This is a genomic window from Pseudarthrobacter sp. NIBRBAC000502770, from assembly GCF_006517815.1.
Lineage (GTDB): Bacteria > Actinomycetota > Actinomycetes > Actinomycetales > Micrococcaceae > Arthrobacter > Arthrobacter niigatensis.
Window position 1 is genome coordinate 2,431,380 of sequence record NZ_CP041198.1, and the last position, 25,994, is coordinate 2,457,373.

Sequence of the window (25,994 nt, forward strand, 5' to 3'; positions counted from 1 at the left end):
TGCCAGACTAACTATCACCAGGCTTAGTATGGTTCCAGCCGGAGGGGACGGCTTTTGGGGAATGGGAAATGAACGGGTGCGCTCAGCGAATGGGGCGCACCCTTTCCTGTGTGCGCCTCCGTTGTTGGCCGGCCGCCCCGGAGTTTCAGCGGGGTCGTCCGCGGTCGCGGTCCTAGACTCGGGGTCATGCACCCCTTGGCGGCAATCGGCCTGGTGTTCCTCACCGGGCTCGGATGGATGGCGACCACCCTGATACTGCTGGTGGCCCTGGCCAGGGCAAAGCCCAAACGCACACACCTGACCGGGACTGGCCCCACCGCCGGGGATGAGATGTCCCATCAGGCGGAGAACGTTCAGGAACTGACCAGCCCACTGCAGGGAACGCAACCATGAGCCAGACCAAACGCCAGGCACCCGACCCGGAGTGGGTCCTGATGTACCGGCAAGGTATCCCGGCTGCGAAGATCGCCGCCGGCGCGGGCGTCGCCGGATCGGTGGTGAGGTATCAACTGACGCTGGCCGGGAAGCAGGACCCGGGCCTGCGCGAAGAGCATCGCAAGGCTCTGCCGCCAGCGCCGACCCGGCTGACAGCTGCCGGCCAGCGGACCCTGAACGACCTTCTGGCGTTCTGGGACGCCGAGAAGCGGTTGCCAGTTGCCGGCCGGGATGCCCGGGAGTCGAAGTTGGCCGGGTGGCTGGCGCGCCGTCGCAAGGAGGCCACCGTCGGGTCCCTATCCCCCGCGTACGCCCGGGTCCTCGATACGATTCCTGGCTGGCGGGACCAGGCCACGAAGCACGACGCCGATGAGGCCCGCTGGGCGCAGCGCCTCGATGAAGTCGCCGCCTACCTGGCTGCCAGGCGTGAATGGCCCCTGCACAACAAGACCGATGACCGGGAGGAACGCACCCTGGGCATCTGGCTCCACACCCAGCGCATCACCCGGCGGGCCGGCAAACTCGACGAGTCCAAGGAAGCCCGGCTCAACGATGTCATCCCGGGCTGGCAGCACGGCCGACCGCGGCGCGGAGCAAACAGCCGCACCCGCTAAGCAGGGGTGGGCTAGGGATCCAGATCCGGCAGCTCGCCGGCGAAGACCGTCCGGGGATCCAGGCCGACTGCCTCGAGGATCGCCCGAGCCAAGGCTGGCGCATGCTCGGCCCGGTACTCCACCGATGCGCTGACGCCGTTGGCCTGGTCAATCTGGATGCAGGCGTCCGAGGTGTGAATGGGCTTCCACACCTTGAGGTGGTCATCCGGGATCACGGTGTCCCGGTGCCGGTGCACGAAGTAGTCCTCAGCGGTCATGGCGGTCTCCTCCTGAAAATGGGCAAGAGAGCACTATAAGCATGCCTGGGCTGTCCGGGCCAGTGGTGGTGGACACGTGGCCCGCGCCGAACCGTGGCCGGCTCTACCCTCCTGCCCAATGGCTGAAATTGCCTCCACCGACGGTGCGTTCATCGTCGTCTTTGCCGCAGCGCCGGCAGCGCCTGTAGAGACGGCCGTCGTCGGCGTGCTCGACATGCCATTCGTGCCGAATATTCAGTTTGCACATCAGGATCTGCAGCATGGCCTTCTCCGATCCGCGAATCCGGCACCATCAATGATGGCCCTTACAGGGCCTAAGGGAAATGGGCGAATAGTGGCCAACCTGTGAGATGCGCAGGGGCTTGTGTGCACGTCGCGTCTGGTAGCCCTAGTATTCAGGTATCGGGATCACGTACGGGGGGTGATGGTCCCGATTTTCCTGGAGCAAACCGGGAATCCGACTGCACCCCATCCTGTTTTGAGGACAATGGATGTGGGATTTGACTGGTCTGGAGTTGACGGGCGTCTACGGAACCTGGTCCGGGCGATCGTACGAGCTGGTCAATGCTGAGGCGGAGATCATGACGCTGGTGATGAGCGCGGAAGAGGCGCCGGGGCCCGACTGGGCGCACCGGACACCGGATGACTTCTATGGCGAGTCCTTGCGGTGGGAACTCAACGTTCCCCGCACCGAGGTCACCGACGTCCACACCACGGTCGTTCAGGGAACCATGGAGGGGCATTTCGTGGACGTGCTCGCCCAACGCCACGACCGTGCCTGGGCCATCTCTGCCGAAAACCCGCCCGAAACCCTGACGGAGCTGCTGCGCCGGCTGGGGATGGTTCCCGCCGGCGGCACCTGGAGCGGGTGGGTCCCGGAGACGGCGGTATCCATCACCGGCCGCGCGAGTTACGCGCCCTGGCCACAGCCCTGCTGCTAACGCAGGTCCTTGACCATGATCATGGCCGAGCAGAGGCAGGCGAGCCCGCAGTCGGGGCACGGGTATTCGGTGAAAGAGCCCTTCGACCAGAAGCCGCGGATCCGCACGACCGGTTCAAAGCCGTAGCGGGCGAGCAGCCCCTGCGATGAGCTTTTCGGGGCGGGGGTGATCCAGGAGGCGACCGTGACGATGCTGCAGCCGGCCTCGCGCAGGAAGTCCATCCGTGCCTCGACCAGGGCCGTGCCGATGCCGCGCCGGCGGGCGTGCGGGGCAACAGCGGAGGCTTTCAGTTCCCCGACCTGCAGGCCGGCCAGTCCCTCGACAAGGTAGTTCGCTGTCTGAAGCCGGACGGCCAGCCGTTCCCTGGCGGCGTCACCGAGGACGTGCGCGGTCGCCGCGCCGAGGAGCGCGCCGTCGGACTCGGCTCTCACCAGGATGGAGTCCTCTGAGCGCATGGTCTGCAGCACGTCGGCCGTGAAGCCATCCCCGAGGGCAGTGTTCAGCAGCGCGGCCGCGTTGATCGCCTCGGTCAGGGTCGGCGGTCCTGCGTATAGCACCGCCATGCTCGTGACATCCATCGGGTCCCCCTCGGTTCTCTGCGTGTCTGCGCAGAGTACCGCTCAGGGCCGACGCTTGGAGGGCTTCCGGATGACGCCGCTGGAGTCCATGGGCCACGACCGCTGGCCCTTGAGCACCAGGCGGTAATAGCGACCGGGCCGGGGCGTCCTCCGGGCCGGGACCAGGTCCTCTATCAGCCGGATGAACAACGCTTCGGCCTCGTCCTGTTCCAGGGACCCGGCGTAGCGATCCCCGGTGACGTCATTGATGACCGCGTAGCGGACCGGGATCGACGGGTACCACTCCTGGCCGGTGTCCCGGCGGAGGTCCCGCTCGGCGCCGAAGAGACCAAAGAACCCGGAGTCATCCTTGCGGCGCAGCGTGCGCAGCGCCTTGACGCGCCGGGCCTTGTAACGGGCGGCATCGCCGCGGCGGTCCGGGGACCCGATGGTCAGTGAAGCGCAGTCGCCGCGGAAGCGGAAGTAGAAGAACCGGCGGCCGATCCGGCCCCAGGCCTGGACCGGGACAGAGCCGCCGAAGCCGTTGTAGAAGCGCAGGCCCAAGTGGGCATACTTCGCCTCCAGCCGGGCGACGACGGCTTCGTGGGCGGGGTGGATGTTGCGGTGGTGACGGGTCATGAGTGGCCTTCCCGGGGAGCGGCTTCGTCGTTCAGCTGGAGCAGCCACCACTTGTGGTTGGCCACGATCGGAGTGTCCTCCCCGGCGGCATCGACCGGCCCGGTCAGGACGACGTCGCCGACGATGATGTCATCAGCCCGGACGGCCGCCGCCCAGTGGGCCAGCATGGTGGCACGGTGGTTGGCTGGACGGCCTTCGATCTTGCCGTTTTCGTTGAGGTACATGTTCATGGCGTACCGGTGCAGGCCCACCACTTCGATGTCGCCGGAGACGATCTCCTGAAGGGCTTGGAGGTATCGGTGGTCCTTGTCGACGTCACGAAAGGTGATGTCCAGGGCCGGGTCGGCGGGGATGACTGCTATCTGCATGGCGGTGCCTTCCAGTGGGCCTGGGTGGTGGACGGGGCGGGTTCGTCGACGACGATGCGGACCCGGTTTTCACGGATCGCTTTGCTCAATTCCCACGGCTTCAGGGCGCCGGCCAGGTGACCGCCGTGGGTCTGGTTGCCGGCCCAGGTGGACAGCAGGGCGTGGTTCAAGGAGGTGTGGTCCCCGCGGTGCATCGCCATCGCGGCGGTGGCGGTGCCGATCTTCCCTGCCAGGCGGCCGAGGTACCACTCGGTGAAGGTGATGGGGGCGACGCCGTCGGCGGCGATGGCCTGCTGGTAGCGGCGGAACTTCTTCAGCGTCTTCATGCCGCACGCAGGGCCTGGTCGGTGACGAAGCGGGCAGCACCGCCGGTGTAGAGCCGGTCCACGAGCCGGGTGACGTGCACCGGGGTCAGGGGCGGGTCGCTCGGGTCCAAGGGTCCGCCCAGCCAGGTGACGGCGGCGTCGAGCAGCTCCGGGTCAGTGCCGATGATCTTCCGTGCCCGGTCGGCGAGGGAGCTGCCGTGCAGGGCGTCGCCGTCCATGGGGAAGCCATCGGGGTGGCTGGCGATGATGGTGGTGCCGCCGGGGCGGACGGTGATGGTCGGGTTCGTCATGGACCCTATGTGTGCGGCGGCACCCCTCCCGCTCCCCCGCCGGGACTGGGGCTAGGCTGACATTTGTGGAGCACCACCAGGGCGGCAACGATCAGCCGGCACGCCGGTATGAGTTCATCGGCGGCGGGTACAGCAACTACCGGTTCCAGGCCGGTCCTCCCTGGATCCGTTTCGTCGTCACCCCGGAGCAGCTGGAGTTTCACGCCCGCGGCTTGAACCTGTTCCGCATTGGTCCCTGGATCGTGCCGCGGAGCGAGGTCAAAGAAGTCTTCTCCAAGCGGCTGCGCCGCCTGATCCCTCCCGTCATCTGGGAGGTCGAGATCGTCACGACGGACCCCAGCGTGTGGTGGACGTTCTGGTCACCCCACGACACCGGCCCGGTCCTCCTCACCATGGAGGAGTGTGGTTATCCCGTGGACTGGATACCTCACAACTGGGCGGGCATGCCGATCGAGTGAGCGGCCCGGGGTACTACAGGCCCGGGTGCATTGGCCTTCGCCGAGGATCGCCAGCCCGGACAGGTCGCCGGCTGCGTAGCCGGTCACGGTCGGGGTTTCGGACGGGTTCATCAGCTGGGTGGCGTCGTTGACGTGGTCCAGGCCGACGACGTGGCCGAGTTCATGTTCGATGACCCCTCGTGCGGCCGCGGTGCCGTCGCGGGTGAGCATCCGGCCCAGGGCGGGTCCGTTCAGTTCGAGCTGGCCGCTGACGTAGGGGAAGGGGATGGCGCCGACGCTGACCGCTTCGCTGCCGCCCAGGCCCAAGACGGTGGAGCCGTACTCGGGGTTGGTGAAGCGGGGCTCTTCGGTGGTGGTTTCCCAGGCGATCAGCACAGGTGCCCAGCGGTCTCCGTAGCGGGCCGGCTGGTAGGACACGTGCTTGGCGGCGGGCGCCTCGGGGGTGGTAGCCGCCGCGCGGTGCTAGTTCCATTGGTGCACACCAATTGAATATCTCCCGCGGCCTCCCAGTGGGTCTCCTCGTCGTAGGATCTCCTGCCGGAATCAACGCCCTGCGGAGACACCCGGCCGAGGGTTTTTAAGCGGCGCAGAAGGGGTGGTACAGGACTAAGACAAACAAGCATTCGCTACACCCGAGTTAGTCCGCTGCATAGGGGAGCGGACGTCAGAACTTAAGCGCCATACCCTTTAGACGCTGAGATTCTGGGCAACTTGTGTCAGAGGCAAGACCTACACTCTCTCCATGGTGAACGAGCTACACAACGACGACACAGGCCTCTACCGCGTAACGACAGCCACAGGCAGCGAATATCTGCTAGATTTCGCAGCCAAAACCGTGAAGCGGCTAATGGCCGCAACCGAGCCTCTGGTCGACTATCTCGACGCCGGGTTTTCACAGCTGCGCCGCGACGGGGAAGCGGTCGAGCTACTCATGCTCGAAAAGTGTGCTGTCGGCGCCTCCGCCCGCTACTGGATCCATGTCCGTGCTGACCACGTCGTTACTCTCAGGACTACCTCGCCTGTCGTTCGCATCGAAGCTATGAGCCCTTCAGATACATGAAGATGGCACCTACTGGTATTGGGGACCATAGCAAGTGATGGGCAAAGTCGAGCCCATGGAGAAAAGCATCGCCATAGTTGTCGAGTGGCCTACTGGATTGAACGAAGGGTGGGCTCGGCTTATTGGTGGTTACAACGTGGTGACGCGGATGTAATGTCGCCGAACTTCACCGATGTTGGGCGTAAGGAACTCGACGGCGCCCTGTTCGAGGGCTCCAAGGGCTGGCACGATAACGTTGCCCAACGAATCACGATCAGTCACCTTCGGAAGCTCGCCGGACTCGGTCGGCCAGTACGATCGGGACGTGGTCTTCGCGCACGTTTGTCTGGAAAAGAGCGAGCACAGAGAGAAGAACGTCGTTTAGGCCCGCAGCTAAGGAGTGGCATGACCCACACGTTTCTTCTTCTCGACGTCGACGGCACCGTCTTCCCGCTGCCGCACCGCAAGGTCACCCCGGCGCACGACCAGGTCACGACAGCCATCGCTGTTCCACCGCGGGTTCCGGCAAAAGTGGCGTTCAGGCCGGCGAGGCGGTCAAGCGGTGGGCTGCCTCCGAAGCCGACGTGCAATGGTTGTCCTCCTGGGGTTGGAAGACGAAGTTGCTCGACCAGGTCGGCCTGCCTCCGCTCCCTGTCCTGTACTCCCCGGAACCCGGTGAGATCTTCTTCTGGAACCGCTCCCGACTTTCGTGGAAGAAGCCCATGCTGGCCGAACTCCTTGAGCAGCATAGGTCTCCCTTCAGGGTTGCCTGGCTCGATGATGATTCTTTCTCCGTGGTCTATGGGGAAGAACTGAGGGCGGCTTATCCGCTGTTGGAGGATCTCCTGTTGATTCAGCCGGACTGCTATGAAGGTCTCACCGACGGGGAGATCCGGCGGGTTGATCAATTCCTCGCTGCCTAGTGAACCTGTTGGCAGCTACCAAATTGTTTCGAACTCGTACCGCGCAGCAGTTAGGAGCTCGTCGGGGTCGTCCAGGTGGTCCATCGGGCGGTCCTGGGCGGCAAGAGACTGCTGGGCGAAATCATCCAGTAGGCCACATCCCATGGTGGGATCGCATCGTGCTTAGCCAGTGCCATAAGCTCAGGGATAGCTTCGCGGATGTCTGCCCCGCTGAACTGGTACTTGGGGAATTTGAGGACGCCTTCATGCAGGACGCCGAGCAGCTCCCCAGCTTCAGCGAGTTGAGCGACGCGGGCGGGGTCTGGCTGCCCTGGGTCCAGGAGCGCCGCTACTTCCTGGATGCTGAGGTCTCCTTCGCGAGCTCGGCCTGCCACCGTCTTTGGGCAGCGACTGACCGCTCGTGGGCATCGTTTCCTGGTGCCACCGATACTCCCTGATTAGTTCATATCCTTCACAACATCACGTTACGCGGTCCAACCCTCTGGCCAGTCTGCAAGAATTTCCCCATGGCAAACCCTTCAGGGATGGAAGCCTACGGCTCCAGCTCCGAGACCCTTGCGGTGCTTTCGGACAGCGAACTTCTCGGGACTATCAGCGAGGGGCTTGAAGACATGAGCCGAGGTGCGTCTTTCTCCGCAGAAGAAGTTCGCACGTCAACGCGTGAAGGTCGTCATGGGTGACGACTCTTCTCCCCAGTACGCCCGCGCCCAGAAGGCAACTGAGAATGTTTGGCGGGAGATGGCGGCGGAGTTCGGGCTACTCACGGAGACCGAACTCTCTGCAGTTTTAGCCGTGCCATCCGCGGGCCCACAGTTCGCTTTAGACGAGATGCCTGCCCGCAGGCTCCTAGCCATCGAACGACCCGAAGGCCTCAGGTACCCAGGCTTCCAGGTAGACCGACAGAGGCACGCGATCCGTCCCGTGATGCAAGACCTGCTGAAGGTTGCTCGAGGCGCCGGCCGCAGTGGAGCCAGCCTGGCTCTCTGGATGGTCTCCGCCACCGGCTATCTGGACGGTGCCCGACCAGTTGATCTGCTTGAGAGCCCTGCCGCCGTGATTGACGCTGCCATCCAGTCCTTCAACGTCGAGTGGTGAAGCACTCGCGCGAAAGGCACCGCCCCGCCGCTTCCGCAGTCTCGAGGCAATGTTGTCCACAAAACCCCTAGGGGTCCGCCCCCTGGTGTAGTGCCGCGCTGATGAGCTGCTGCCACAGTCAGCGACCCCTCCCGGCCGGAAGCTGATGGCTGTAGATTGTCGCCATGACAAGCACCTGAGAATCCCGGCGAGATGTCTTCGCAGATCGCCTGCTCGGTGTTGCAGAGTTCACCCACGCGCACGGGTTTTTCGGCAACCTCTACGAGGTCCTCGTCAATATTCCGCACCGGGTGGCCGGGTCGGAGACGACCCCTGAACTGTCTCGGTCTCCTTTTGGTGCAGGCAGCCCCGGCCGGTATTACGTGCCACTCGCCCCGCTCAACACGCCCGCGGCCATCGGTGCGCTGCTGACGGGATGGAACCATCCCCGGGCCAGAACTTCGTTGGTCATGGCCGCCGCCAGCTCTGCCGTGGGCGCCGCAGCGCCTGCCTACGTGGTCCGGGCCCTCAACCCGAGGCTGTTCTTCAGCCCTGAGCCACTCAGTGAAGAGGAACGCCGACCCTTGCTAACCCGGTGGTACAGGGTCCACGCCCTGAGGCTCACGGCCAGCGCCGTGGCCCTCGCTGCCATTCGTCGGGCGCGGATCCTCCGGCTCCGAAATCTCTGAACGCCGACTGAACGCCTGTCACCGCCGAAGCCTTAAGGTGTCACGGCCTCATGGTCAAAGGGTCGTGCCCGCCATCGACTACGGGCCGGGGAGTTGAGCGAGTCCAAGGAGCAGAAGCTGAACGAGGACGTCCCCGGGTGGCGGCAGGGCCCGGTGCGGCGGGGAGGCACCAGCCGGTCCGGCGCTTCGCTTCAGTAGCCGTTGTCCCCAAACGGTCCATTTGGCACTTGTATCGCCGCCCTTCCCGGGACAGCATTCTACCCATGAGCAGAGAATCGTTGCCGCAGGGTGTCGTTCTGGTCCACGGCCTATGGGGCGTTCCGGAAGACTGGACCTGGGTCAGGCGGGAGCTCGAACGCAGGCGCCCGGATGTCCAGGTGGAGGTACCGGACCTGCCTTCGCACCGCCTCCCGGACGCGGGGCTGCTGGCTGATGCGGTCGAAGTCCGCGAAGCAATCGTGGCAATCCCGGCGCCGACAGTGGTGGTTGGCTGGTCCTATGGCACCGACGTCGTAGGTCTAGCCGCCCATGGCATGCCGAACGTCGCCCGGCTCGTGTATGTTTCCTCGCCGCCCATCAAGGCCCAGCCGGATGAACGCGATGCCAGCTATGTGGACACGATGGAGCACATGCTCCGGGACGAGCACGGCCGGTTCGCCCTGGACGGCGACTGGTGGCTCAACGAGGACGACGCCGGCCGACGGCTCGCCGACGAGGTCCGCGCAAGCTTGAAGGAGCATCCCCGCCGGTACGCCACGAAGAAGACCCGCACCGATCCGGTCCCGGCCGAGGCCTGGAGGGAGATCCCCACGACGGTGCTTCTCGGCGCCCGGGACAACCTGACGGGGGCAGATCAAAGAGCCTGGGCGCGCGAAGCGGTCGCCGATGTCCGGGACATCGACACTGATCACTTTGCCCTCTTCAACCTGCCGGAGCTGGTCGCGGAGGTCATCCTGGAGCCGTTGCTTGGACCGGCCAGGTAGGTCAACCGTCCACAGGCCCCTGTCTGCGCTCAGCTGCGGGCGGCTAGGCTGTGGCCATTCGCTTGAATGACCGGAAAATGCAGATGGGGGACCCTTGGATTCAGCAAGAAGAGCAGCGCTTGCGGCCGGTGTGTTTTACCTCGTGACATTCGCCAGCTCCATTCCCGCCGTCTTCCTTCTGGGACCGGTGCTGAGCGACCCCAACTACGTCACCAGCACCGGCAATGACACCAGCGTGGTCTGGGGCCGCCTGCTCGACCTGGTCAACGCCGCAGCCTGCGTGGGCACCACAGTGGCCCTGTTCCCAGTGGTTAGGCGGCAAAATGAGAGCCTCGCGCTGGGCTTTGTCACCTCGCGCATGTTCGAAGCGCCGTTATCGCCATCTGCGTCGTCAGCCTCCTGGCGGTGGTGACCTTGAGGCGGACAGGAACTTCCGGAACAGACCACAGCTCCCTGATCGCCGCCGCCCGGGCACTCGTGGACGTGCGGGACTGGACGTTCCTCATAGGACCCGGGATGGTCCCGGCCATCAATGCTCTGCTGCTGGGCTAACTGCTGCTCGTACCCGCGCCTCATTCCGGTGATGGGTCTCATCGGCGCCCCGCTACTGCTCATCTCGGCAATAACGACCGTGTTCGGAATCAACGACCAAGTTTCCGTGCTGTCGGCGGTTGCGACGCTTCCCATCTTCCTCTGGGAACTGTCATTGGGGCTCTACCTGACCTTCAAGGGATTCAAGCCGGCAGCTGTCCTCACCGGACTGGGTTCAAGGCCTACGACCCGCTGACCACCACTAGCCCCTACAGCTTTCACTCCGGCAGCGTAAAGAAGCCGGCCTGGTCATCAGGCCCCAGCAGATCGTGGCAGAAGGGATCGTCCACCGGCCGGGTGTCCAGGAACAGCACCGGGTTGCCGTTTAGCTTGACGCCGTATCCAGGAGCACGTCAGTGACCAGATCGGGATGAGTCACGTAGGGCAGGTGTGGGGCGTCGAGCTCGGCATATCTCCACACCCTGCTCGAACGCGCAGCCTCGGCGAAAGTGTCGAAAGGCGCCGGCTGGCGCGGGCACCGAACGTAGAGCCGATCAATGGCACTGAGGTCGGTGCCGGCAAGGGATACGGGATCGGTGAAGTGACGATACGGGGTAGGCCGCAGCCGAGGCAGAACCCATTCGAGGTCAGCCTCATTGGTGATTCCCCACATGTCGCGCACGATCGTCAGCCAAGGAGGTGGGGCAACCCGTGGGAGGAGCCAGCCGCCGCCTTCGGTCTCCACAAGCGAGTCGAGGGTCGCCCGCCGCTCGGGCGATAGCAGGTCTCGGGTGCACTGGCCGTCGGACGGTACGAGGCGTCCAAGTAGACGAGCGAGACAACACGATCAGGTATCCGAGCAGCCACGGCGGTGATGACGGTACCGGAGGAAATGCATCCGACTCGCGCAGGTCATCGAAAAGCACGACAGCCATGACGTCCTCCACATTTGTCAGCAGCCCGACATCCGGGCCAGCCAGATGGGCACGCTCCGACAGGCCCGTTAGCGTTGGCGTGTAACCTGGTGTCCGTAGGCGCGGAGTTGGGGTGCCAGTTTGTCCCAGCACCACCCACCAAACCAAGCTGGATGGACCAATACAAAGTTGCCCATCCTGCTCTCCTTTGCGGCCGACTTCCTCTGCAAAGAGAAAACGGGAAGTTGCTGAAGGCTTTGAGACGCTTTAGCTAGGGAGCATCGCTTGCCTCCGGACGGCGGACATGACAATGCCTCGGGCGGCCTCAATGGTTCCCTACCCTCCGGAACGGTCAAGGTGACCCATCTCAGCGACGTCCCTCCGGGGTGGCGGCGGGGACGGTCAAAGGGATGAGGGCGAACAGCCGCCGGCAAGGCGGATAAAGGATCTAGCAGGACTACGGGTCCAGCTCCGGCAGATCGCCAGCGAACACCATCCGGGGGTCCAGGCCCACTGCTTCGAGGATCGCGCGGGCCAGGGCCGGGGCGTGCTCGGCCCGGTACGACACAAGAGAGCACTATAAGCACCAAGGCGGAGCCCCTGCCAGATGTTGCGCCGTGGTAGCCGAAACTTCATCCCGCCGTCATGTGCGGCTGGTAGTGTCCGGTCATGGATGAGCTGACGACAGACCAGGCCTTGGCCGCTGCTGTCAGGGACTTGGCCGGCCGGGCAGGCTACAACCCCGGATTCCTGGGCGTCCCTGTCCCGATTCCGACACTGGCCGGTGTGAAAACCGTGCTGCTGCACTACACCCACTTCTCGGTCGTGATGCGTCCGGACAAGCGCCTTGCCGCAGTCACCGCTCTGGCGATGGACGGGAAGAAGCTGATGGACCTCGCGCGGGCCGGGATCCCGTGGCGCGTCGATCCCCGCCTGCCGGAAGACCAGCAGACCGGGGAACGGGTGTATGTGGGCAACGACATTGACCGCGGGCACCTGGTCCGCCGCGCGTCCGCCGTGTGGGGCGATACCCGCGCCGAGGCCGAGCAGGCAAACGAGGACACGTTCCACTACACGAACGCGGCCCCGCAGGCGGCGAAGTTCAACCAGGGCATCGAGCTCTGGCTGGGACTGGAGTCCTACCTGCAGGAGAACGCCGCCGACAACAGCAGGCGAATCGTTGTCTTCACCGGGCCCGTCTTCGGCCGCCAAGACCCCTTATACCGCGGCGTGGACATTCCACTGAAGTTCTTCAAGGTCGCAGTGTTCGTTCAGGGCGGGAAGCTGGCGGCAACCGGCTACGTCGTGGACCAGACACCCGAGCTGGCTGACCTGCCGGACGTGCCCAGGCCCGCCGTCACGGACGAGGCTCCGCCGCTTGGTCCATTCCGGACATTCCAAGTACCCATCCGTGACATCGCCGCTCTCACCGGGCTGGACCTTGGCCAGCTGGTGGCTGTGGACCGGATGCCGATCGCGTCCGAGCTGCCCAGCGCCCGGGTAACCTCGACATGGCGGGAGCTGCACTCCCCCGAGGACCTGGACCTGGACTTCGACCTGGGCGGGTAAGGGTCATGCCGGTAGAAGGTTTCTGGGCCTGCCGCTACTTCGCAGCCGGCGGGTCCCCCGGGAAGCGTTCCGGGTGCTTGGGGTCCCTGCCCCGCTCGCGCCAGTATTCGTCGCGCTGCCAGAGCGAGAATCGGATCGACACGAACCCGAGGACCACGACCAGGATGGCCATGAGTGCCAGTTTGGCGATCAGTAGCGGCAACGGCGGATTCGGGATGAAGGTGAGGACCAGTGCAACGGCCAGTGCGGGCAATGAGAAATAGTTCAGCCTGCGGAGCCGACGCGTAGCAGCCTGCTTCGCGGCTGACAGGGGTTGTTCTTCTCCCCTCCGTCCTGTCGGAGTTGCTGCCATGGCTGAACTGAATCACCACCCAAGCCTCCGAGCAAGGGCTTGACCGGATCTTGCTCCCGGAGCCTATGAAGATGCCGGCCCGACGGCTTCCAGGATCTTCTTGACCGTCGCAGGACTCGCGGCGATCTCGATGACTCCCCCGTCGGAGACCAAGGTGATGACCTCGAAGTCGAACGGCACGGCCTGCTTCTCGTCGTCGCGGCCGGCTGTCCGTGGCGGCAGTCCGGTGGTCCCGAGGCCGGTGAGAGCCCTGCTGCGGCCGCTGGGAATGAATTCGTCGTAGACGGCCGGCTGGAAGTCGAACCGGCCTGGCGAGGGCGTGGCCACACCCATCTGCCAGACGCCGCTCAAGGAACCCGGCAGGACATTGGGGTATCGCAGGAACATCAGCGACTGGCCATGCTCTTCGAGCCTTGCCGCGGTCCTACGGAAGCGCTTCTGGGCGAAGTAGGTCCCTCCGGCCAAAATAAGCGCGTAGAACAGTCCACTGAACAGGGCGCTGATGAACTTCTCTCCAAAGATCAAGCCGCCACCTGTGTAGAAGGCAAAGACGACGACGGCGATGATCGCCACCCGCAGCCCTGGAGGCAGATCACGCCACCACTTCCTCATGGCGAGAGTCTAGGGACGACCCCGTGCTTCCGCTACGCCTCCTCGGCGTCCGACCCCGCATCCTCCAGCTCGCCGGCGGCGATCCGTTCGGCGGTGCGCCTGTACGCCTCGGCGATGTAGTCCTCAAGGTCCTGCCGGCCGATGCGCCACATGCCGCGGCCACCGACCTGAAAAGCGCGCAGGTCACCGGCTTTGATCAGCGCATGGACCTGGTTCGGCTTCACGTTCAGCTCTTCGGCTACCTGGGTGGGTGTCAGGAAACGGTGCTTGGGTTCGTCGGTCACCCAGCCATACTATGTGCGGGCGAGAAACGCTTCGTCCCGCTCGACGTGCTCCGCAGTGAGACCCGACTCGGGGTGGGGTTGCTCCAGACGGACCGGCTGGTCATGCCCGGCAGCCCAGGCCTTGGCGTCTGAGCCCGGCACGCCGTTGATCCCTGACGAAGAGCCGCCCATACACCGTCGTCGAAGCCGACCACTACGACCAGTAGGAAGGCCTGGCCATCGGAGCCCTAGTCGAGGCTGAACCGCCGGCCGCGAACTGCGCCCACCAGGTCGTCGGCGCACGTTCCCTTTGGACCAACCGATCGCCGTCAACAAGTCACAGTTGGTCCTCGCCTGACAGCGACGTTCGCCGAACAAGTACAGTAAGCTGGCCGGCGTTGTGCCGGCTTCCGTTCCTACATGGGGGACCTTTTGAGTCGAGAGTCATATTTTGCGCGCTTGAGTGAGTTGAACGAACCAAGTCCCGACGGGTTCTCACACACAACCTCTGCTGCACCCACGCGGCCTCTCATCATCACCGATGAATCAGGGAAGGTGCTTCACGCCACAAGGACCGCCGACACTCCACGCGACGCAGATCGACATATTGGGTCTGCTGGGTTCCGGCGAGTCAGTGAATGGAGCAATGGGACGTGCAATGTGCAGCGCGTGCCCGCCTTCGAAAAGAAGCGCGGGATGATTATCGCTGGATTGGTCGGGGCAGTACTGATCGCTGTCGTCGCTGGCTGCAACGCCATGACCGCAGCCAGCAGCCAGACCTCAGCCACCCCAATTCCAGTCCATCACCCTCCGTTCGATGCGAAAGGGACTCTTGTGGTGAAGTCAGCCACGAGCATCCAGCGCGGGCTGCATAACGTCTACGACAAGAGCAACGACAACTGCCAGCCCATCGGGGGTTACAAGGACCTTGCACTCGATTCCACCGTCACAATCACGGGCAACGGTGGAGCGGTCGTGGCAGAAGGTCGCATCCGAGGCGGCAAGCAATCGACGACACCTGAGTCCTGCACCTTATCGTGGGAGGTGGACGGCGTGCCGTCGGACCAGACCACCTACACGCTGACGTTCGGTCATCGCGACCCCGTCGAAGTCACTCAGAATCAACTGCTCGGCGGCTACGAGGCAAGCATCGGCTCGGGCAGCTGACCGCCAAGCAGCACGGAGCGGATGAAAGAAAGCCCGATAGGCCGAGAAAACGCACCCGTTGCTATGGCGGCCGACCAGAGGGCGCTGAGGCCCAGTCCAGCGCCGCGCCGCCATGCGCTCTAACTCTGCCCGCCGGGCGGGATTCGACGGGAACATGTCACGCAGACAACGGCGGCCAAGTGTCCCCGTTGGATTCGTGTTCAACCGCGCCCTGAACCAAGGGACTTACGAGCTCGGCGGCTTCCTCACCGGGCGGGGGAACCGGATGTTAAGAGCCGGTAGGCCCGTGATGGCGAAGTCGACGACGCCGCGAGGCTACATGACCCACCCGGAATTGCTGCTGGAGGACTTCGACGCCGAGCAGCGCCGGGTTGACCTGCCTCACGGCAGAGCTGGTGGCGGAGAACTTCTAGCAGCGGAAAGGCCCCGGTTCATCACGCGGATATGGGCCTTTCTGCTGTCGGGCTCAGACGGGTCGGCTTTCCCTGGACAGGCCGATCCCCAAGAGGACGATGACCGGAGTGGCCAGCAGAAGGTCGATGAGCAACGGCGCCCCTCCGTAGTAGGGCACTGCTATCGCCATGAGGCTCGACAGCAGGGCAAAGCCCGCGAAGCTGATCGCCGTGATCGGTACGCCTCGGGTCGTTCCACGCTGGTTGGCCAGCAGCAGGATGCCCGCGGTGGCGTTGCCCAGGGCCGCGATCAGCAGGAGCAGCGCGATGAAGGCGTTGTGGCCAAAGCCGGGTCCCGCTTCAATCAGCATGAAGAATCCAAGGACGATGCCGATGATGCCGGCCGCGATCCGGAATCCGGACGACTTGGGCTTGGCGGGCGCCTGGCCCCACTGCGAAGCGTACTGCTGTGGCGGGTAGGGCGCGTAGTGCGGCTGGCCATACTGCGGCTGACCGTAGGGCTGCTGGGGAGGGTACGGCTGCTGGCCGTACTGGGCTGGTAGGCCCTGGTTGTACTGCGGCGGCTGGCCTTGGAACTGGGCGGGCGCCACGAAGGGCTGGTTGTCCGGCTGCTGCGGTGCAGGTGGCACGGGCGGGTAATTCTCGGTCATCGGATCCCCCAGGACGTAGTGATGTTGAGGTCAGATTACATGTGCACTGGTTCTGGGCGGGAGAGTTTTCAATCAAGGATTCCGCAGGTTCCACCCAGTCCCCTCCCGAACATCGTCCGCCCGTCGTCGAGGGGGAGCGGGTTGACGTGCACGATGATGACCTGGGTGTCCTTCGATCCGTTGTAGCGCAGGTCGTAGGTGACCTGAACGCCGGTCCAGGTGCCGGCGCCGATCGCGAAGCTGCTCTTCTGATCCGGCCTTGCCGAGACCGACCCGATCCAATCCTCGGTCGAAGTGTTGTCGGCGCCGTACCTGCCCACACCGTACCGGATCAGCTCGGCAAACTCATCCAGGGACTTAGCGGTGAGGAAATTGGCGACCTCGGTGAAGTCCAGGCCGGTGTTCATTCCGTTCAGCCGGATCCGGTCCTAGGTCGCGGTGATCGCTTTGTATGGTGCTTCGATGATGACCTCGATGGGACGGCCGGTGTAAATATCCGGAACCTGGCTGGTGCCGTCGGGAAGCCCGACGCTCTCCTTAGTGAGCCGCCCAGTCTCCATGTCCAGCAGCACGTACTGTGACGCTTTGACGTCTTTGAGCGCTTCATCGGTTCCCCCAATTGGTGAGCAGACGTTGGATTGAAGCTCTCCGAGTTCCAGTGGCCCGCCAACGCCCACACAGCTCCCCTAGATGAAGATGGACGGTGAGCGCACGCTTTTGGGAAACTATTGGAAACACTGGCCGTGGTGAGTCACCGAGGAACGAGATGAACTCAGCAACTCCTAAGGAGCCACAAAAACGCAGGACTGCAGGCCCGGATTCTGAACGCCCGCAAAACGTCGATCGCGACGCTCGCGCCATGCAAATCGCCGCAGCGCAGCTTCGGCTCGTTACCGACCGGCGCCTGGGCAAGGAGACCCCGGAGTGGGTGAGGCGGCTGGCGGCTGAGAGGCCTTATCAGTGAACGTCACGAGTGATTCGTGCTTGCCACGTAGTTCAGCGCCGCTTAGCTGGACGGGATCTCGTACAGGGCCGGCCAAACCGGGGCGGTGCCCGCCGATGAGCTGCAGAAGGCCGCCGCCACCAGACCACGTCAGCGCGTAGGCTCCTGTGCGACCGGCTGATAGCCGTCATCGGTGGTCTATGAATTGGTCTGGAAGCCGATCCCGAGTCTTGTTGCGTACACCGACCCGCCGCCGGAGAACAGGACGGAGTGCTTCCGTACCAGGTGCGGCAGCCGTCGGGACCGGCAGGGTCGAGCGCCTAGGAGCTGGCATTGAGGTCCTCCCCGCCATCGCCCAGTCCATGGGCTTGGACCCGGTGATGGCCCTGGCGTTCGCTGAGCAGGAACTCAGCTTCCACCAGAACGTCACCTCGTCCGCTGGAGCGATCGGCGTCACGCAGATCATCTCGAGCTCAGTCACTTGGGCTTCCGAGATGGTCGGCCGCCCGGTGGAACTGCGCAACACCCCTACCGACCGGAAAATGACTGTTTGGCCGTTACGAATCTCTCGACCTCCAAGACCTTCAGTGGGAGCATGATCCATACCGCTGGGGACTCGGTGAGAGGGCAGAGTCGATGTTGACTGATCACACTAGCCCCTGGAAACTCCCAGGGCTTGAATTGCCGGCGCCATGTCGGTGCATAAGTTGGCCAAACCATGAATGATCCAGGCCGACTTTCATTGTGGCGTCGATTCCGAAACAGGATCAGAAAAGACACTCTGCTGCACGACGTCGTAGCCGGCATCATCGGAGGCCTCGTGAGCGGCGCCGTCCTTTCGGCCGTTGCGCTTTCGTGGGACAGCAATATAGCGACCCGCCAACAGCGCGCCGACGATTTGCGGTTCGTCAGGGACGTCTACATCCAGGGGTCCACCCGTATGCCCTTCCATGGCGTTGACCTCGAAGGCATGAGCCTGAAAGGATTGAATTTTGCATGTAAGGACAAGGAAGTCGTGGAAAGATGCTTTGATTTAGCCGACTTCTCCGGCGCCAACCTCAGGCACACCGACATGTCCCTGATGGACTTGTCCTGGGCCGACTTCACCGACGCCGATCTCACTGGAGCAGACTTTTCACACTCCGATCTCGGTGGTGCCAACCTTTCAGGCGCCCGAAACCTCGATAAAGCCAACTTGCAGGACACTTGCAACGCCGCGACGCGCTGGCCGGACGGCTTTCCTGTTCCGCCCCCAAAGCCTTTCGGCTGTATCCCCCTGGGCTTCTAGCCAGATCGACCCCGGCTCAGCCTGAAACGTCTGCCAGCAGGGCCGCGGCCACCTGCGGCGCGACACGGTTAGCGAACCGGCAAGACATGACGGGACTGGATGCCGCATGCTTACTCCCCAGCCACCCCGGAATCCTGTCTGAGATAGCCCCGTGCTTCTTCCTGCTTACGGTACGAGAGGCCAAGTGTGCCCGTCCCAGTATTCTTGGACTTCTGCACACGGTACCAGCCTGCCGGCACGCCAAGGGGCGGCGGTGCCGGAACTGTAGGGACAACCAACTCTGCCTCTGGTGCAGGCATCGGGGCCTGTGCTTCGGATGCGCGGGTCTGCGGCATGGCCGCCCGCTTCACCTTCATCGCGAACTTCCCAGACTTGGCCTCATCGAGGCCCGATACCTTCTCCAAGAACATGTCGTCGGGCGTTAGGAGCGTCGTATAGATGGCTTCTTGGCGAGGCACCAAGAACGGCGCCAGCGGTGCCGGCAAGCAGAGCACCCGCCGCCCACCCGCGTGGCTGTTACCCGGGCGCTGACTCGGCAGCAGGTGTTAGCAGCCCTGCCTCCCCGGAGACGGGAAAAGCCCCGGTCCGCCATGGGTGACGGGCCGGGGCGTTTGTGTTGCTGGAGAACTACCCGATCTTCGTCCAGGCTCCACATCGCTGGGACTCGAAGCCTTCTCCGGGATAGACGGTCACCGTGACCCCGTCAGGCGCGAATCCAACGAAGTCGTTGGCGATGATGTTGCCGCCGCCGGTTGTGCGGGACCAGTAGCAGTCCTTCGTACTCGGATTGGTCCGGTATGTCCCGGGTTCCATTTCTTTGCCGACGACGTGTGTTCCGTCGCCGAGCTTCACCGTGTTCACGACCTCTTGCAGCATTGCCGCATGCGGGGCTTCCGGGCAGAGCGCCAGGGCAGCCTTGGCCTGGGCCTTCTTCCATTCCGGTTTCGCCCAGATCAGAGTGGCAAAGTCAGGTGCGGGCTTGGCGCAGAGCCTAAGCTCCGTGTCGAAGGTCTTGGCCGGCACGCTGCTCACGTCTCCTCCGTTGGCTGCGACGATGTCCACAATGGCCTGCTCCGCCGGAAGCAACGTTGGTTTGGAGTAGTCGACGTAATCGCCATCAATTTTCACCGAGCACGTGTCAGCGTTGGAATAAGACTTACTTGCCCAGACTTCCTTGAGGGAGTGGTAGGTGTCGGAATTCGACGAGGTCCAGATTCCGCCACAGATGAACTCATAGCGCTTGGCCAGCTTGGCCGCTGCCAGACGTTCCGCTTCCGAGGTGTTGACGTTGATCTTTATATCGCTGGTATCAGTGACTGTTCCTGCTGCCGGGACTGTGGAAGTGACGATGGCGTCATCGGGGGCCATACCTGCCCACTTCTTTCCATCCTTGCCCCAGGGATAGCCGAAGAAATCCGCGTCGTAGAGCAGTTTGCGCGCCTCACCGAATTGCTTCCCGGTGACGTCCGGCACGGCCCGCGTCTTGTGGCTGGGCGTTGGTGTGGGCGTGGGCATCGCTGATTCAGTGGCCGCAGGCCTCGATGAGACTTGCGCTGCGGGCGATCCTCCGCCGCAGGCGGTCAGGGCCGCCATGAGTGTTACTGCCAAAAGGGCAGAGAGATAGTGCTTCATGTCCCCGATTTCAAAAGTGTGAGCGTAGGTGCGTCCCGCTGCTTGAGACTCGCGGGGACCGGTGACCGGTGCGAGTGGCAGTAAGTCCCCCGGAGCAGAACACAGACGCTTGCGGCAGAGTACTCCCAGCGCGGGTAAGGCCCCGGACAACAATAGGGCCGTCCTTCAGGTGATCGGAGGTATCCCGGGCTTTGAACATCAAGAGGCCGGGACCTGTTTTGGGATTGCAGCAGGCCGCCCAGACGAGCCAATCAGTCATGCGACTGCATAGGCGCGAACAGTCCGTTTCCCCCAACAGGCAGGCCAGGCGGCAGAGCAGCCCCGGACCGATGCGGTCCGGGGCTGCTGTCGTTGACCTGCCTACGGGGTGATCGTCAGGGACGCGACCGGCTGCAGGATCGGATTGCTGATGGTCACCTTGATGGGGCCGGGGGCTACGTCGAAGTCGACGAAGCCGCGGTTCTTGTCGCCGACAGCGACCTTGCTGGAGCCGATGATGCCGTCGCCGACGATCGTCATGTCAGCCTTGCGCCCGTCGGCGTCCTTGGCCTCAAAGTACATCGGGTTCGAGCTGGTGGTGCCCTTCTCGGTTTCCCAGAGGACATCCAACTGCAGGAACTTGCCGTTCTTCGCGGCGGGGGCGTATTGGTTGGCGCTGACCTTGTCGACGAACTTGGCCGAGACGATGGTGATCTTGGCGACGTTGCCGTTGCCCATGTCAGCCGTGAACGGGGTGCCGACCGTCGGCTCCGCAGCTTTGGTCTCGGCAGCGGCAGCAGCCGGGGCAGCGCTAGAGCCGCCGGCGGCCGGGGCAGAGGAGCTGGTGGAGCTTCCGCAACCGGCGAGCAGGGGTACGGCGATGAGCGCAATGAGTGCGAGGTTCTTCTTCATGGTGTCTTTCTGTTCCGCGAGTGATGCTGGCGGCCACCATATGCATAAGCGTCCCCCAACAAGGGTGAGGATACACCTTCCACTCAAGTCACAGGGGCACCAGTCAGACTTTTGATGTCAGACGTCTGTCACAAATCGGTTGCCTGAGGTTACGAACGCGAAAAGGCCCCGGGCGTCCGGGGCCTTTTCTACATCAGTTCCGCGAAGTCGAAGGAAGGCAGAACCGGGGGCCGGTCCTTGGGGGCGTAAGGGGTCAGGAGCAACTTCATGCCGGCCTCGGCCGGTGTCCGGTCAGCCTTGTACTGGTTGCACTTGAAGCAGCAGCCGACCGCTTCGGGGAGCGTGCAGCGTCCTCCAACGCCTAAGTCGCTCCCCCATAAGACGCCCGATAAGGGATAGCCCGATGAGCGTCAAAGCAACCCTCCGAGAGTGAAGAAGTCACGGTTCGGCGGCCTCTTCGTCGCCAGGTGGGATGAGACGCGAAAGAGGGGAAGGACGGTATGGCCTTCCCCTCTTCCTTGGGTCCGCTATGCAGTGGGCTGGTCGTACTGCTGGCCGTGCGGGTCAGGGCCGAGCAGCATGAACACCAGCAGGATGATGGCGCCGGCGAACGGGATCAGGCCGAGCAGGATCATCCAGCCGCTCTTGTTGCTGTCATGCAGGCGTCGGACGATCAGTGCCAGCGACGGGATGAAGGTGGCCAACAAGAAGATCAGCGCCAGGATGCCCCCGATGAAGGTTCCCGGGCCCGCGGTGGAGCCGTAGGCGGTGTAGTGAACACCACTCTGAACCATGATGTTCAGGATGATACCGACAACGGAGGACACCAGGGTCCACCACCAGTATTCGCTGCGGCTGGCGCGGCCGGAGAAGTCGGCGTACTTCTTGAAGAACCGCTTGACGGCTGCCGCGAACGGGGCGCCGTAGTAGGGAGCCCACAGGGGCGGTTCCCCGCTGGGCCAGGACTGCTGGGGCGGGTACTGCTGCGGTGCCTGGTAGGGCTGCTGCGACGGATATTGCGGGTAGCTCAAAGGTATTCCCCCAAGGTGCCAGAGTGATGAGACAGGCTGATCTTACGGGCAATCAGGGGAGAAACAGCCAGAGCAATAGTAACAATTTTCCCAATTCACGAGGGATCTTAGGCGCCCAGGCTCCCGAACGTCGTCTGGCAGATCAACAACCAGGTCACGGACGCGGCCGCGATCAGGACTCTTTCCTACCAGACGTCCTTGCCGGCGACAATTCCGGGGCGCTAATGGCCCATCATCAGCACGCCAGTGGGAGCGAGCATGACCGCCCGGCCCTCCGTGGCACCGGGCCCCCACGGCCGGACAGTATGAGTCCCGGGAGCCCTATCCGACCGACCCCCTCGGCCCCGGCGCTGTCGCGTAATCCGGTCTGCACTCTTTACTATGCGTCCCAAGTCCCGACGGCCGTCTCTGCGGAGATTGAACCCCGGCCCGGCGCCCTTTCCGGCGGTAGCCGCACACATGGTGGGTGGGAACGCCGCCGGTCCTTCGTGACCGCCCAGGCGACGCCGCCACCGGCGGAACGTCATGAAAGCGGCCGAATTTCCACCACGCTGAGCGGACCCACACAATAGTTCCGGGCAGCGCCGCCCAGCCCGGCCAGCATTCCGGGCGTACTACCTATGGGGATCTTTATGAGCAACGAATACCACCTCGCTGACGGCTCGCCACGCTACGGCCACCGCACCGAAGAAACCGACGTCCCGGCAACCACCGCCATCCGCGTCGAGGAAGCCGCCGAAGGAGCCGCCCGGCTCGGCCTCGACGAGATGGCCGCCGCCATTGACAAGCGCCTGGCCAGCTCCTGGGCCGACAAGCCCGACACGTCAGTGACAACCCTGCGGGAGCAGAACCCGGAGGAGCTGGCCGCGGCCCGCGCGCTTGTGAAGCTGCATCTGGGCACCCAGCGGCAGTGGCGGATGAAAGCCCAGGCTGTCCGCGACAGGCAGCTGGCCGGCCTCATGGCCCGCCGGAAAGCCAGCGGCAGCGCCCGGGAGATCCTGGCCCTGCGCCTGGGACTCGTCATCGCCCTGATCGCTCCGCCGGCCTACATCGTGGCCACCAACCAGACCGATGTCCTGAAGCTGGTCATCGCCGGCATCATCTGCACCATTGCCGCTCTGGTCGGCGGGCACTTCCTCACCATCCGTGCCCGCGTCCCGGTGATGCCGAACATCCGCGGCCCCTGGCTGGCCGAACTGCGCGAGGACGTCGTGAACGCGACCCTCGTGGCCATCCTGCAGAACAAGGGCACCGCGCTGCCGCCGGCGACTGCGGCCGCAGCACAGCGGGGCTGGGGCAGCATTCAGGAGGCCGTTGCGGCTGTCGCCGCGCTTCGTCGTTAGTGAATAAGACCGGCAACGAGATTGATGGTGGTGGCCAAGACGATCGTCCCCAGCAAGAACGACAGAAGCGCCTGACGGAGCACGGTCGTGCGGATCGCGTCCGTCTTCAGGTCGGTGTCGGAGACTTGGTAGGTCATACCGACGGTGAAGGCGAGATACGCGAAGTCCATATACCGGGGCTGCTTGTCCTCATTGAAATCAACCCCTGCCTTGTCCCGGTAGTAGATGGAGGCGTATCGGAGGGTAAAGAGTGTGTGGACCAGGAACCAGGACAGGGCAACGCTGCCAAGGGCCATCGCGATGATCCCTGCTTTCGTACCGCCCTGAGCGTCGGCGGCATCCAGAAGGATCAGTGCCACACCGCTGAAGCTCGCCACGGTGGCAACCAGCACCAGCGCGTCGGCTGGACCCCGGCCCGGATCCTCGCGCAGCGCGTGTGCTGCCGTCGCTTCCGGCTGCAGCCGGCCGATGACCGACCACACCCAGATGAGGTATGTCAGGGACGCTGCAGCCCAGCCCATGGCGGGCGCGTAGGCCCACGACTTGAGGGTGCCGACGGCTACTGCCACCGCAACACCGACGATGACCATCACGATGACCCGCAACCGGGAGTGGTGGGCGGGCGTATTGAAGCGGGCGGATGGGCCGCCGGACGTTTTGGTTGCGCTCATGCTCCGATGATCCCACCGCGGGCGGTATCGGTTTGGCTTCCGCGGCGGCGCGCCTTCACAAATGATCTGACGCGGCGTGGAGGGAATTCCACCAAGACCGTGGCGCCGAAGGTCATGGACAAAGAATGGCTCAAAATTCCCCGTCCCGGGTTTACCGGGCCGTACGATGAGCACGTCGATGTCGCTGGCGCCGGTCGGATAAACCGGTGTGGCGCCTGTGATCCGATTGAACGTCTCACCTTCCTGCGGGCGGCTGAGCGAAGTCTTGGGGGTATGGGGTGTTTGTTCCAAACGACGGTGATCAGTTCCGCGAGGATAGCCTGCCGGCGCGGATCCGTAAGCTGCGCAGGCCCTGGGCGGTCGTGACCGCGGCCCTGGGGTTCCTGGTGATCGCCGTTGCGGCTGTTGCCGGTTCGATCCTGGTCAACGAGTACGACAGCACGATCATCTCGTCCCGGGTCGAGGGCTTGATTTTAGGCGCGGCGATCGTCTTTGCGGTCTTCGGCGCCGTCCTGCTGTGGTACGCCGGGGAGTGGGTGACACTCACCAGGGAAGCGGCCTTTGTAACGACTGCCTTCTTCATCCGATCCCGGGTCGATCGCTCCCAGCTGGAAGATTTTCATCCGTACCTCCACCGGATACCCAGCCGAGGTGGTCCGCAGTACCGGATGGTGCCGACCTTTACCGTGCGGGACACCCGAGACCGGCTTCGGGACGTTCCGCTGCCATGCCTTTCCTACTGGAACCCCGTCGGCGGTACGGAGGCGGCCCTGCCGCCCTGTGCCGCGTTCATCGAGGCATGGGCGCGTGCGGTCAGCAGCCCCTATTCGAGAGCCGTCATGATCGGGGTTGTGCCGGGCGTACTTGAGATGCACCGGCAATCCGTGCGGACAGGGCTGCTGCGACGCGCGCGCCTCGTGGCCATCCTCATACCCCTCGTCTCCATCGGGTTGGGACTGGGCCTCGGCTTCGGGCTGGCTCCGGCGTCCAAGGCCTTGGGGCTAACGCGCAGCGCCGACGCCCAAACAAACCGCACCGGCACAAGGGACCTTGACGACCATCTCACGCCGCCCATGACCGCGTACCAGTGGCGTGCCAAAGAGATTCAGCCCGGAACCCGGGACTTCACCTTCTTCCCGACCCTGCGGTCGCTGCCCTCCGCGCCTTACACGGTCCGATACTTCATTCGTGACCCATCCCAACACGGCGCCGAACTCACAGGACCGGAGCAAAAGTACGGGCGAATCGTCTCCGAAGGGACGATCTCCGCTGAGAATCCCACCATCGAGTTCACCCTGGACCACGACGACACCACCTTCACTTTCGAGGTGTACGTCACCGACGACCAGGGTCATACGACGCTCGATTCTGACCTCTACCGGAGTCTCGCCGCGCAACCGACTGCTCCGAAGACCTAAAAAGCCCCTCCTAAGCCGGGTCGATCCATCTCCGGATGCCGCCTTCGATGTGGACGACGGCCCCGCGTAAACCGGGGTAGTCGCTGGGGTCAGGCCCTTCAGGGCCTGCGGTCATGGCGTCCAGGTTGATGGTCTTGCATTTGATGCCCAGGGACCGGAGCGCGGCCGCCAGGGCGTCCTGGGGTGGCATGGTTTCGTACTTCTCGTACATCTGGTTGAAGGCCGCCTCGATGGCCTGGCCGTCCAGCGCGTCGAAAGCTTCCTGGGCGTCGTTGCGGATGGCAATGAACGCAGTCAGGACAGCGCCATGTTCTTCCTCTTCCTCCACGGGAGGCGGGGTGGTGGCCAGCGGGCCGGCGTTGATCATCTGGACGCTGGCGGCGCTTGAGGCGCCGGAGCGCTCCATGTCGAACTCGTTCTGCACCCGGCCGGCACGCATCAGCAGGTCCAGCTGCTCTTCGCCCTCACTGCCCAGGTTGTCGAACCATTCCTGCATGCCGGGGTCGCTGCCCTGCCAGCCGGAAGCCCACCTGCCGGGCTCAACTTCGGTCATGCCCATCTCGGCGAGGAACTTCAGTTCCTCCTCGGTGGGACGGTCGTCCTGCTTGCCGTTCAAGGTCTCCCCCGTCGTCCGGTTTCCTGCGTCCTAACCGGGTGACTGGGTTCTCTTCGCGGTGGGCGCGCCGGTTTCGAACCGGCGTCTCCGGGGCATA

General features: G+C 64.1%; 38 protein-coding genes and 1 pseudogene. 19 read left to right on the forward strand and 20 right to left on the reverse strand.

The window, feature by feature from the left end:
* The first annotated feature begins 186 nt into the window (after nt 1-186).
* Entirely contained in the window at nt 187-393 is a 207-nt protein-coding gene (locus tag NIBR502770_RS11605; protein WP_141182021.1) for a hypothetical protein, read from the forward strand.
* The gene (locus tag NIBR502770_RS11610; protein WP_141182022.1) at nt 390-1,049 is read left to right on the forward strand and encodes a helicase associated domain-containing protein; all 660 of its coding nucleotides are present in this window, start codon (nt 390-392) and stop codon (nt 1,047-1,049) included. The genes NIBR502770_RS11605 and NIBR502770_RS11610 overlap by 4 nt, the downstream gene beginning before the upstream one ends.
* A gap of 11 nt (nt 1,050-1,060) precedes the next feature.
* On the opposite strand, the gene NIBR502770_RS11615 is transcribed toward NIBR502770_RS11610, so the two are convergent.
* Nucleotides 1,061-1,306, reverse strand: coding sequence for a hypothetical protein (locus NIBR502770_RS11615; RefSeq protein ID WP_141182023.1), 246 nt, complete (start codon nt 1,304-1,306; stop codon nt 1,061-1,063).
* Between the two features lie 118 nt (nt 1,307-1,424).
* Here NIBR502770_RS11615 and NIBR502770_RS21190 point away from each other — a divergent pair, with 118 nt between their 5' ends.
* Together NIBR502770_RS21190 and NIBR502770_RS11620 are read left to right on the forward strand one after the other, a co-directional pair.
* Complete coding sequence (locus tag NIBR502770_RS21190) at nt 1,425-1,655, forward strand: hypothetical protein (RefSeq protein ID WP_168223157.1); 231 nt, start codon at nt 1,425-1,427, stop codon at nt 1,653-1,655.
* Between the two features lie 142 nt (nt 1,656-1,797).
* Entirely contained in the window at nt 1,798-2,247 is a 450-nt protein-coding gene (locus NIBR502770_RS11620) for a hypothetical protein (protein ID WP_141182024.1), read from the forward strand.
* Here NIBR502770_RS11620 and NIBR502770_RS11625 read toward each other — a convergent pair.
* The 5 genes from NIBR502770_RS11625 to NIBR502770_RS11645 are packed head-to-tail and all read right to left on the reverse strand — an operon-like array spanning nt 2,244 to nt 4,427.
* Nucleotides 2,244-2,810 (reverse strand): GNAT family N-acetyltransferase, encoded by a 567-nt coding sequence (locus NIBR502770_RS11625; protein ID WP_168223158.1) that lies wholly within the window; start codon nt 2,808-2,810, stop codon nt 2,244-2,246. The two genes, NIBR502770_RS11620 and NIBR502770_RS11625, sit on opposite strands and share 4 nt — an antisense overlap.
* A 57-nt stretch (nt 2,811-2,867) precedes the next feature.
* Complete coding sequence (locus NIBR502770_RS11630; RefSeq protein WP_141182026.1) at nt 2,868-3,443, reverse strand: hypothetical protein; 576 nt, start codon at nt 3,441-3,443, stop codon at nt 2,868-2,870.
* Nucleotides 3,440-3,811 carry a DUF3846 domain-containing protein gene (locus NIBR502770_RS11635; RefSeq protein ID WP_141182027.1) on the reverse strand — a complete coding sequence of 124 codons (372 nt, stop codon included), beginning with the start codon at nt 3,809-3,811 and terminating at the stop codon, nt 3,440-3,442. Before NIBR502770_RS11635 ends, NIBR502770_RS11630 begins: the two co-directional genes overlap by 4 nt.
* Nucleotides 3,802-4,137: a hypothetical protein gene (locus NIBR502770_RS11640; RefSeq protein WP_141182028.1), complete on the reverse strand. Its 336-nt coding sequence runs from the start codon at nt 4,135-4,137 to the stop codon at nt 3,802-3,804. The genes NIBR502770_RS11635 and NIBR502770_RS11640 overlap by 10 nt, the downstream gene beginning before the upstream one ends.
* Nucleotides 4,134-4,427: a hypothetical protein gene (locus NIBR502770_RS11645; RefSeq protein WP_141182029.1), complete on the reverse strand. Its 294-nt coding sequence runs from the start codon at nt 4,425-4,427 to the stop codon at nt 4,134-4,136. Before NIBR502770_RS11645 ends, NIBR502770_RS11640 begins: the two co-directional genes overlap by 4 nt.
* A 65-nt stretch (nt 4,428-4,492) precedes the next feature.
* Between NIBR502770_RS11645 and NIBR502770_RS11650 the strand changes: the two genes are divergently transcribed.
* Nucleotides 4,493-4,885 (forward strand): hypothetical protein, encoded by a 393-nt coding sequence (locus NIBR502770_RS11650; protein ID WP_141182030.1) that lies wholly within the window; start codon nt 4,493-4,495, stop codon nt 4,883-4,885.
* Here the strand turns inward: NIBR502770_RS11650 and NIBR502770_RS11655 are convergent.
* Nucleotides 4,787-5,302: a hypothetical protein gene (locus tag NIBR502770_RS11655; protein WP_141182031.1), complete on the reverse strand. Its 516-nt coding sequence runs from the start codon at nt 5,300-5,302 to the stop codon at nt 4,787-4,789. The genes NIBR502770_RS11650 and NIBR502770_RS11655 overlap by 99 nt on opposite strands.
* 325 nt (nt 5,303-5,627) lie before the next feature.
* Between NIBR502770_RS11655 and NIBR502770_RS11660 the strand changes: the two genes are divergently transcribed.
* Entirely contained in the window at nt 5,628-5,945 is a 318-nt protein-coding gene (locus NIBR502770_RS11660; RefSeq protein ID WP_141182032.1) for a hypothetical protein, read from the forward strand.
* Between the two features lie 129 nt (nt 5,946-6,074).
* Here the strand turns inward: NIBR502770_RS11660 and NIBR502770_RS21665 are convergent, their stop codons facing one another.
* Complete coding sequence (locus tag NIBR502770_RS21665; protein WP_256371912.1) at nt 6,075-6,206, reverse strand: hypothetical protein; 132 nt, start codon at nt 6,204-6,206, stop codon at nt 6,075-6,077.
* Nucleotides 6,207-6,544: 338 nt separating this feature from the next.
* Here NIBR502770_RS21665 and NIBR502770_RS11665 point away from each other — a divergent pair, with 338 nt between their 5' ends.
* From NIBR502770_RS11665 to NIBR502770_RS21525, 7 genes and pseudogenes are all read left to right on the forward strand, one after another.
* Nucleotides 6,545-6,847 (forward strand): hypothetical protein, encoded by a 303-nt coding sequence (locus NIBR502770_RS11665; RefSeq protein WP_141182033.1) that lies wholly within the window; start codon nt 6,545-6,547, stop codon nt 6,845-6,847.
* A 245-nt stretch (nt 6,848-7,092) separates the two neighbouring features.
* Nucleotides 7,093-7,284 (forward strand): hypothetical protein, encoded by a 192-nt coding sequence (locus NIBR502770_RS11670; RefSeq protein WP_141182034.1) that lies wholly within the window; start codon nt 7,093-7,095, stop codon nt 7,282-7,284.
* Between the two features lie 223 nt (nt 7,285-7,507).
* Nucleotides 7,508-7,942 (forward strand): hypothetical protein, encoded by a 435-nt coding sequence (locus NIBR502770_RS11675; protein ID WP_141182035.1) that lies wholly within the window; start codon nt 7,508-7,510, stop codon nt 7,940-7,942.
* A 362-nt stretch (nt 7,943-8,304) separates the two neighbouring features.
* Nucleotides 8,305-8,610: a hypothetical protein gene (locus NIBR502770_RS11680; protein ID WP_141182036.1), complete on the forward strand. Its 306-nt coding sequence runs from the start codon at nt 8,305-8,307 to the stop codon at nt 8,608-8,610.
* Nucleotides 8,611-8,873: 263 nt separating this feature from the next.
* A complete protein-coding gene (locus NIBR502770_RS11685) occupies nt 8,874-9,593 on the forward strand; it encodes an alpha/beta hydrolase (RefSeq protein ID WP_168223160.1) in 720 nt (239 codons plus the stop codon).
* Nucleotides 9,594-9,735: 142 nt separating this feature from the next.
* Nucleotides 9,736-10,145, forward strand: a pseudogene (locus NIBR502770_RS21865) (DUF4386 domain-containing protein).
* Nucleotides 10,126-10,380 (forward strand): DUF4386 family protein, encoded by a 255-nt coding sequence (locus NIBR502770_RS21525; RefSeq protein ID WP_256371913.1) that lies wholly within the window; start codon nt 10,126-10,128, stop codon nt 10,378-10,380. The pseudogene NIBR502770_RS21865 and the gene NIBR502770_RS21525 overlap by 20 nt, the downstream one beginning before the upstream one ends.
* A gap of 129 nt (nt 10,381-10,509) precedes the next feature.
* Here NIBR502770_RS21525 and NIBR502770_RS11695 read toward each other — a convergent pair whose 3' ends face one another.
* Nucleotides 10,510-10,797, reverse strand: coding sequence for a hypothetical protein (locus NIBR502770_RS11695; protein ID WP_210418852.1), 288 nt, complete (start codon nt 10,795-10,797; stop codon nt 10,510-10,512).
* 910 nt (nt 10,798-11,707) lie between these two features.
* Between NIBR502770_RS11695 and NIBR502770_RS11700 the strand changes: the two genes are divergently transcribed.
* Nucleotides 11,708-12,607 (forward strand): DNA/RNA non-specific endonuclease, encoded by a 900-nt coding sequence (locus tag NIBR502770_RS11700; protein WP_141182039.1) that lies wholly within the window; start codon nt 11,708-11,710, stop codon nt 12,605-12,607.
* Between the two features lie 34 nt (nt 12,608-12,641).
* Here NIBR502770_RS11700 and NIBR502770_RS11705 read toward each other — a convergent pair whose 3' ends face one another.
* From NIBR502770_RS11705 to NIBR502770_RS11715, 3 genes are all read right to left on the reverse strand, one after another.
* Complete coding sequence (locus NIBR502770_RS11705; protein WP_246857252.1) at nt 12,642-12,860, reverse strand: hypothetical protein; 219 nt, start codon at nt 12,858-12,860, stop codon at nt 12,642-12,644.
* 162 nt (nt 12,861-13,022) lie between these two features.
* Entirely contained in the window at nt 13,023-13,571 is a 549-nt protein-coding gene (locus tag NIBR502770_RS11710) for a hypothetical protein (protein ID WP_141182040.1), read from the reverse strand.
* A gap of 32 nt (nt 13,572-13,603) precedes the next feature.
* Entirely contained in the window at nt 13,604-13,855 is a 252-nt protein-coding gene (locus NIBR502770_RS11715; RefSeq protein WP_141182041.1) for a helix-turn-helix domain-containing protein, read from the reverse strand.
* A 648-nt stretch (nt 13,856-14,503) separates the two neighbouring features.
* Between NIBR502770_RS11715 and NIBR502770_RS11720 the strand changes: the two genes are divergently transcribed.
* Nucleotides 14,504-15,001: a hypothetical protein gene (locus tag NIBR502770_RS11720; protein WP_141182042.1), complete on the forward strand. Its 498-nt coding sequence runs from the start codon at nt 14,504-14,506 to the stop codon at nt 14,999-15,001.
* A gap of 466 nt (nt 15,002-15,467) precedes the next feature.
* Here the strand turns inward: NIBR502770_RS11720 and NIBR502770_RS11725 are convergent, their stop codons facing one another.
* The 3 genes from NIBR502770_RS11725 to NIBR502770_RS11735 form a co-directional block, all read right to left on the reverse strand.
* Nucleotides 15,468-16,064, reverse strand: coding sequence for a hypothetical protein (locus NIBR502770_RS11725; protein ID WP_141182043.1), 597 nt, complete (start codon nt 16,062-16,064; stop codon nt 15,468-15,470).
* Between the two features lie 68 nt (nt 16,065-16,132).
* Nucleotides 16,133-16,471 carry a hypothetical protein gene (locus NIBR502770_RS11730; protein ID WP_141182044.1) on the reverse strand — a complete coding sequence of 113 codons (339 nt, stop codon included), beginning with the start codon at nt 16,469-16,471 and terminating at the stop codon, nt 16,133-16,135.
* Between the two features lie 21 nt (nt 16,472-16,492).
* A complete protein-coding gene (locus tag NIBR502770_RS11735) occupies nt 16,493-16,741 on the reverse strand; it encodes a hypothetical protein (RefSeq protein ID WP_141182045.1) in 249 nt (82 codons plus the stop codon).
* Between the two features lie 646 nt (nt 16,742-17,387).
* Between NIBR502770_RS11735 and NIBR502770_RS21870 the strand changes: the two genes are divergently transcribed.
* Nucleotides 17,388-17,606 (forward strand): transglycosylase SLT domain-containing protein, encoded by a 219-nt coding sequence (locus NIBR502770_RS21870; protein WP_168223161.1) that lies wholly within the window; start codon nt 17,388-17,390, stop codon nt 17,604-17,606.
* A 221-nt stretch (nt 17,607-17,827) separates the two neighbouring features.
* Nucleotides 17,828-18,295 (forward strand): pentapeptide repeat-containing protein, encoded by a 468-nt coding sequence (locus NIBR502770_RS11750; RefSeq protein ID WP_210418853.1) that lies wholly within the window; start codon nt 17,828-17,830, stop codon nt 18,293-18,295.
* 627 nt (nt 18,296-18,922) lie between these two features.
* Here NIBR502770_RS11750 and NIBR502770_RS11755 read toward each other — a convergent pair.
* The 3 genes from NIBR502770_RS11755 to NIBR502770_RS11770 form a co-directional block, all read right to left on the reverse strand.
* The gene (locus tag NIBR502770_RS11755) at nt 18,923-19,927 is read right to left on the reverse strand and encodes a PASTA domain-containing protein (protein WP_210418854.1); all 1,005 of its coding nucleotides are present in this window, start codon (nt 19,925-19,927) and stop codon (nt 18,923-18,925) included.
* 360 nt (nt 19,928-20,287) lie between these two features.
* Nucleotides 20,288-20,818, reverse strand: coding sequence for a DUF4352 domain-containing protein (locus tag NIBR502770_RS11760; protein WP_141182050.1), 531 nt, complete (start codon nt 20,816-20,818; stop codon nt 20,288-20,290).
* A gap of 527 nt (nt 20,819-21,345) precedes the next feature.
* The gene (locus NIBR502770_RS11770) at nt 21,346-21,849 is read right to left on the reverse strand and encodes a DUF805 domain-containing protein (protein WP_141182051.1); all 504 of its coding nucleotides are present in this window, start codon (nt 21,847-21,849) and stop codon (nt 21,346-21,348) included.
* Nucleotides 21,850-22,481: 632 nt separating this feature from the next.
* Here NIBR502770_RS11770 and NIBR502770_RS11775 point away from each other — a divergent pair.
* Nucleotides 22,482-23,192, forward strand: a complete 711-nt coding sequence (locus tag NIBR502770_RS11775; protein ID WP_141182052.1) for a hypothetical protein — start codon at nt 22,482-22,484, stop codon at nt 23,190-23,192.
* Here the strand turns inward: NIBR502770_RS11775 and NIBR502770_RS11780 are convergent.
* Nucleotides 23,189-23,863, reverse strand: a complete 675-nt coding sequence (locus NIBR502770_RS11780; RefSeq protein WP_141182053.1) for a DUF1345 domain-containing protein — start codon at nt 23,861-23,863, stop codon at nt 23,189-23,191. The genes NIBR502770_RS11775 and NIBR502770_RS11780 overlap by 4 nt on opposite strands.
* Before the next feature lie 278 nt (nt 23,864-24,141).
* Between NIBR502770_RS11780 and NIBR502770_RS11785 the strand changes: the two genes are divergently transcribed.
* Nucleotides 24,142-25,281 (forward strand): hypothetical protein, encoded by a 1,140-nt coding sequence (locus NIBR502770_RS11785; RefSeq protein ID WP_141182054.1) that lies wholly within the window; start codon nt 24,142-24,144, stop codon nt 25,279-25,281.
* A gap of 10 nt (nt 25,282-25,291) precedes the next feature.
* On the opposite strand, the gene NIBR502770_RS11790 is transcribed toward NIBR502770_RS11785, so the two are convergent.
* On the reverse strand, nt 25,292-25,897 hold the full coding sequence (locus NIBR502770_RS11790) for a hypothetical protein (RefSeq protein WP_141182055.1): 606 nt from the start codon (nt 25,895-25,897) through the stop codon (nt 25,292-25,294).
* Between the last annotated feature and the right edge of the window lie 97 nt (nt 25,898-25,994).